We start from the raw sequence: 6270 nt of genomic DNA, 5'->3' as shown, positions 1-6270 counted from the left end.
AAGCCCGTCACCTATTTAACGAGACGGAGTTAAAACCGTCTCCTTACCTCCCCGGGCCTGAAGTCCGGGGTTTCACGGAGGCTCTGATGAAGGCTACACATCTGCGCAGGACTTTCGGCGGCATAGATGCAGTGGCAGATGTCGACATGATCATCAAGCCGCACGATCTGCTATGCATCATCGGTCCGAACGGCGCAGGCAAGAGCACGCTGGTGGGCATGCTGTCCGGGGCGATTGCGCCAAGTTCTGGCGCGCTGTATTTCGCAGGCGAGTCCATGGCCGGCAAGCCAGTACATCAGTTCTGCAGGCGTGGTGTCGTTCGCAAGTTTCAGGGCACCAATACCTTTCTCTCCATGAGCGTGAGGGACAACCTCATCGTCGCGGGGCTCGGTGTTGCGTCACATCGTGCCTCGCCGATGCCCGATCCGGAGGCGATCCTTGAGGAAGTGGGCCTCGGTGAGCAGGCGGACGAACTGGCGGCCCGGCTGCCGCACGGGCAGCGCCAATGGCTCGAGATCGGCATGGCCATGATGTGCCGGCCGGCGTTGTTGTTGCTCGACGAGCCGGCTGCGGGCCTGTCAGCAAACGATGCACAGCGCTTGGTACGCCTCATCCACCGGTTGCGCGAGGACTGCGCCGTGCTGGCCATTGAGCATGACCTTGGCTTCGTGCGTGCGCTTGAATGCGAAACATGGGTCATGCATCGGGGGCAGATTGTCCGGCGCGGCACCTATGACGACATCGCGCGGGATGAGGAAATCCGGCGTATCTACCTCGGACGGGGAGCGGGCCATGTTGCACATTGAAGACCTGTCGGCCGCCTACGGCGGCGCGCCGGTGCTGCACCAGATCGCGCTTGATATTGCGCCCAACGAGATCGTGGGTGTGCTCGGGTGCAACGGTGCCGGCAAGTCCACGCTTGTCAAGGCGATCATGGGACTACTTCCGCAGGTGACAGGCGATATCCGATTTTACGATGAGCCGATCACGGGCCTGCGCACCCATGAGATTGCCCGCCGTGGCATTGGCCTCGTACCGCAGGGGCGCTGGATTTTTCCGAAGCTCACCGTGCGCGAAAACCTGATGATGGGCACCCGGGCCGCGGGCGGCGATATCCCCGAGATGGTGTTCGACTATTTTCCGGTGCTCAAGGCGCGCCTCAGACAGGAAGGTGGAACCCTCTCGGGGGGCGAGCAGCAGGTACTCGCGATCGCGCGGGCGTTATGCGGTCGCCCGAAGCTGCTGCTCCTTGATGAACCGTCTGATGGCGTGCAGCCGAATCTTGTCGAGCTGATCAGCGAAGTCATCCCGGCGCTTTGTCGCGCCTCGCCACTCGCCGTGCTTCTCGTTGAACAGAACCTCGATCTCGTACTGCGAAGCGCGCAGCGATGCGTTGTGCTCGAAAACGGACGCGTCGTCCATGCCGGCCCGGTCGATCCGGCCAACGGAGCGCTTGATGCGCATCCATTTGCCCGGTACCTGTCACCGGCAGGTAGCAGCGAGCCTCACTCACCTCTGGAAAACATTTTATGAACCCCGGGTTGAACCGCCGTACCTTCGTACGCAGACTTGCGCTGGGCGCAGCCGGCGCCATTGGCATGCCAGGGCTCACATACCCTGCACGGGCCGCGACGCCGCTCAGGATCGGACTGCTCGCTCCGCTCAGTGGACCGCTCACGCGGGTGGGCGAAGCCAACCGCAGTTGCGCCGCGCTCGCGCTCGATGAAATCAACGCAGCCGGCGGCCTGCTTGGCCGGCCACTCGAACTGCGGGTCGAGGACACCCAGATGTCCACGGCCGTGGCGCTCGACAAGGCCCGGCAGCTTTTCATGCGCGACGAGGTGGCCATGATCACCGGCATGGTGCTGCCGTCGGAGCGCGAGGCGGCCCTGCAGGCGGCGAGCGCTGCGCAGCGGCTGGTTGTCTACCCGAACTTTGACGAGGGGCGCTGCCATGCGCAACTGTTGAGCACCGGTCTCGCGGTGAACCAGCGCATCGAGCCCACGATCGAGTGGCTCATGCGCGAAGGCGGCCAGACGGTGTGCGTGGTGGTGTCGGATATTGGCAGCAACCGTCGGGTTCTCGTGCCTGAAATTCAAGCATCGATCGAGCGTCACGGTGGCAAGGTTCTTGACGTGAGCTGGTTTCCGTTTGGCACGCGCGACTACGGCGCTGTGCTGCAGCGCATCGCCAGCCTGGGCCCGCAGATTGTATGGCACAGCATCGGTGATGATCCGGTGACCTTCGTCAAGCAGTACCGATCGTTTGCGATGAAGCCGCAACTCGTGAGCGACATCGCGCACGAGTCGCTGTGCATCGCGACCGAAGGCGCCTCGACGGGCACGATCGGTGTGTCCTCATATTTCATGAGCATCGACAACCTTGCCAACCGCGATTTTCTCAAGCGCTATACGGCTCACTACGCGAATTCCCATGTGCCCCGTCTGGGGCCATACGCGGTGGTCCTGCCGCATGGCGAAAACACCTATGCCGGCATCCGGCTCTTTGCCCAGGCAGTGCGCGTGTCAGGCAGCGTCGAGTCGGAGCGCGTAAAGGCAGCGCTTCCCGGTGTCTCGATCGCACTGCCTCGCGGGACGACGGGTGTAAGCCACGATGGCGCTCATGTGCTGTGCGAGACCCGTGTCGCACGGGCCAGGGCAGACAACCGGTTTGAGCTTCTCGATTCGGCAGGGCAGATCGTACCGGTCTGCCAAAGCTAGTCGAGGCGGCTCAAGCAGATCATTCCTTGAGGGTCGATTTTTCTTAAAACTAAGGACTGCGATATATGAACGATATCGGAATGCTGAGCGCCAGCGAGCTGGTTTCGGGTTTCCGTCGTCTTGCCTTGTCTCCGGTTGAGGTCATGTGTGCGGTCCTCGACCAGGTAACGCGTATGGACCCCCGCGTGAACTGCCTGTGCGGGATCGATGAGGAAGGTGCATTGACAGCAGCCCGTGAAGCCGAGGATCGCTGGGCGAGACGCTCACCGTGCGGAGTGCTCGATGGCGTGCCCGTTTCGGTCAAGGATCTCGTTGCCGTGCGCGGCATGCCGACCCGGTACGGGTCGTGCACCACGAGCCCTGATGCCGAGGACTTCGACGCGCCCTCGGTCGCGCACCTGCGACAGGCCGGCGCAATCCTGTTTGGCAAGACCACGACTTCCGAATTCGGCAACAAGATCGTGACGGATAGCCCACTGAGCGGCGTGACGCGAAACCCCTGGGATACGCGCCGGTCCCCGGGCGGAAGTAGCGGCGGCTCTGCGGTGGCAGTCGCTCTCGGCATGGGGCCGCTGTCGCTGGCGACCGATGGGGGTGGCTCGATCCGTATTCCCGCCAGCTGGAGCGGCGTGGTGGGATTCAAACCGTCCTTCGGTCTGGTTCCTGAGGGATCAGCCAGCTCGTTTGCAGCATTGTCGACGCTCGGACCGATTGCGCGGTGCGTCGAGGATGCTGCACTGATGGTGGGTGTGATGGCTGGCCCGGCGAGCCTTGACCGGTTTGCGGGAGTTGACGGCGTGCGGGATTACCGCACAGGTCTTGCCGAGAGCATCGCGGGACTGCGCATCGCATTTTGCCCCGAACCGGCGGGTGTGCGTGTCGACCCTTCCATTGCTGCCTGCGTGGGAAAGGCGATGTGGTTGCTCGAAGTGCTGGGTGCGCATGTCGAAGAAGTCAAGGTACGCCCGCTTGCCGGTTATGTGGAGAGCAGGATGCATTCGATCCAGTGGGCCGTGCTCTTTGCGCAGCGTGTGCGAGCCATGAATATCGTGCAACGGACGCAGTTGGACCCGGAGCTGCGCGAGCTTGCAGCAGCGGGTGAGCGCGTGAGCACCGCGGCGTTGGTCGACGCGCTGGCCGCACGGCATACGCTCGCGCAGCAGATGGCCGGTTTTTTCGAAGAATACGACCTGTTGGCGACGCCGGTTTTCCACGTGGGGCCGCCGGAAGTGTCTGGCTTGCCCGAGGCACTGCGCATGGCGCCGCCGCTCACTTCCTGGTGTAACCAGACCGGCCAGCCAGCTGTGAGCGTGCCGTGCGGACTGACGCACGAGGGGCTGCCAGTGGGCCTGCAGATCATCGGTGCGAGAGGAGTGGATGCGCTGGTACTGCGCGCGGCGCGCGCCTACGAATCTGCACGTGGTCCGTTTCCCGCACCGCCGCTCGTGCCAGACCTCGCGGCGAGCGCGAAGCCGCAGGGGTGCGCGTCATGACACAGATATCCAGGTTGGTGATCTACACGGTCGAGCGCTGCGCGGAGCTCGGCGTAGCAGTGACGCCACCCCACCGGCAGGTGGTCGCAGCGGCGGTCCTTAACGTCGGGGCCGTGCAGGCAGAAGCGGTCCTTGAACCACTGTACGAGCTGGGCGCAGAACTGGGCTCGCTGCTCACCCGGCGTGCGATAGCAGCACTGGGCATCGCGCCGGCTGACATCCAGAGCTATGGCAAGGCGGCGCTGCTTGGAACTCACGTGGCGCTCGAGTGCGGCGCGGCGCTGCTTCATCCGCGCCTGGGCAAAGCCGTGCGGGCGTGTCTGCCAACAGCCAACACGATCATGCCATCGGTCACCAAGCGCGGCGCGCCTGGCGCCTGCGTCGACATTCCGCTGCACGGGGTCGCCGACATGTGGAGCTTCGACCATTTCGACACGGTCTCGCTCTCGGTGGCAGACGCACCCGCTTCGCACGAGATCGTGATCGCAGTCGCACTGGCCGATCGGGGGCGGCCGATGGCACGCGTGGAGCCTGGTTGAGAGCCGCCTTTGGCAAGGCTCAGGGAGTAAAGGAAAACAATATTCACGAAGAAAAAGGGGAAAAATATGTGCGACAGGCAATGGGGAATTCGGGGCAAGCTCGCGGTGGTGGTGACGCTGTGCGTATTGAGTGGCATGGCCCGTGCGCAGTCGTCCGTGACGCTATATGGGCTGGCCGACGCGTTTGCGGGCGAGGTGCGTGCGGCGGGCGCCAAGGGCAACGCGTGGGAGGTTGGGTCGGGCGGAATGACCACATCGTACTGGGGGCTCTCGGGCACCGAGGACCTGGGCAATGGCCTGAAGGCTATTTTTACGCTTGAGGATTTTTTTCGTGTCGCCAGCGGCAAGTCGGGTTCGTTCGACAGCCAGTCGTTCTTCGGGCGCAACGCGTTCGTTGGCCTGAGCGGCGATTTCGGGCAAGTGACGCTGGGGCGCAACACGGCGCCGCTGTTCGTATCGACATTGCTGTTCAATCCCTTCGGCAATTCGTTCGTGTTTTCGCCAATCGTGCTCCATAGCTATCTGGATTCGGCGATGGGCGCCGCCTCGGTGCAGAGCGATACCGCACTGGACGATTCGCTGCTTTACCAGACCCCGCAGGTCGGTGGTCTGTCAGGCAGTCTTCTCTATAGCAACGCCGGTGTCGCCGGGCATGCAGGACAGGCGAACTACAGTGCGAACGTGCTGTATTTTGCCGGGTCGTTCTCGGCGACGGCGGCCGTACAGAGTCTTCACACAGCGGCGCTGCTACTGAACGGAGCGACCACTCAGACGACCTGGCTGGTCGGCAGCGCGTATCGCCTGGCAGCGGTAAAAATCTACGCTCAATATGAGCGGGTCGATAACAACAGCCATGTGACCGACGACACGATCCAGCTGGGTGCGAGCGTGCAGGTGGGGGTGGGGAGCATGCTGGTGTCGTGGGCCGGCACGCGACGGCGTCCCGCGGACGGGGCCAATATCCGGTGGTCGACTGCGGCGCTCGGTTACGATTATCCGCTATCAAAACGCACCGACGTCTACGCCGCATATCGGTATGACAGGATCACCGATACGTCCTCGGGTAGTAGTCTGGGAGCAGGACTGCGCCTGAGGTTCTGAGTGATGCCCCGTTTGCCAGGCTCAAAGTACGGGAGCCTGACATGTGGTGCGGGGGCGGCATCATCCATGGCGCGCGAAGTGCAGGCGGCGCCATCTTGATCGCCGGACGATCGTGCCTCACGCCCGTTGTTCACTCGGGCCGGTAGCCAACCGGTTAAGCGGAAACGAGATTAGGCACCGTGTACAAGGGCTTCGTGCCCTCGGATCCGCAGGACTGGCTCATCGTTTTCGGATGAGAGGTGAAATCCGGATTGTGGCTTTACATGCCCGGGTAGCTTGTCAGTTGAAGTGCTGCGTGTGGCACGATTTCTTTCGCATGCGCACGACGGCCGCTTTGCACTTGCTCTGCATGTCGGGTGCCACTTGACGTCCTCGCGGCCCTAAAGGACCGGGATTCCTTCTGCAAGACGGCCACGT

Annotated in this window: 6 protein-coding genes; all 6 read left to right on the top strand. The window is 63.2% G+C overall.

Annotation, left to right across the window (positions count from 1 at the left end; genetic code table 11):
• Positions 1-86 precede the first annotated feature (86 nt).
• Entirely contained in the window at positions 87-806 is a 720-nt protein-coding gene (locus tag M0D69_RS43145; protein ID WP_301787899.1) for an ABC transporter ATP-binding protein, read from the top strand.
• Positions 793-1533 (top strand): ABC transporter ATP-binding protein, encoded by a 741-nt coding sequence (locus M0D69_RS43140; RefSeq protein WP_301787897.1) that lies wholly within the window; start codon positions 793-795, stop codon positions 1531-1533. Before M0D69_RS43145 ends, M0D69_RS43140 begins: the two co-directional genes overlap by 14 nt.
• An 8-nt stretch (positions 1534-1541) precedes the next feature.
• Entirely contained in the window at positions 1542-2720 is a 1179-nt protein-coding gene (locus tag M0D69_RS43135; protein WP_301787898.1) for an ABC transporter substrate-binding protein, read from the top strand.
• Between the two features lie 65 nt (positions 2721-2785).
• Positions 2786-4213 (top strand): amidase family protein, encoded by a 1428-nt coding sequence (locus tag M0D69_RS43130; RefSeq protein ID WP_301787896.1) that lies wholly within the window; start codon positions 2786-2788, stop codon positions 4211-4213.
• Positions 4210-4752: an amino acid synthesis family protein gene (locus M0D69_RS43125; RefSeq protein ID WP_301787895.1), complete on the top strand. Its 543-nt coding sequence runs from the start codon at positions 4210-4212 to the stop codon at positions 4750-4752. The genes M0D69_RS43130 and M0D69_RS43125 overlap by 4 nt, the downstream gene beginning before the upstream one ends.
• 66 nt (positions 4753-4818) lie before the next feature.
• Positions 4819-5853 carry a porin gene (locus M0D69_RS43120; RefSeq protein ID WP_301787894.1) on the top strand — a complete coding sequence of 345 codons (1035 nt, stop codon included), beginning with the start codon at positions 4819-4821 and terminating at the stop codon, positions 5851-5853.
• Positions 5854-6270 lie beyond the last annotated feature (417 nt).

Source organism: Caballeronia sp. SEWSISQ10-4 2 (genome assembly GCF_030464885.1).
GTDB lineage: Bacteria > Pseudomonadota > Gammaproteobacteria > Burkholderiales > Burkholderiaceae > Caballeronia.
Note: the sequence above shows the minus strand (reverse complement) of the source record. Positions and strands in the feature narration are given on the sequence as shown.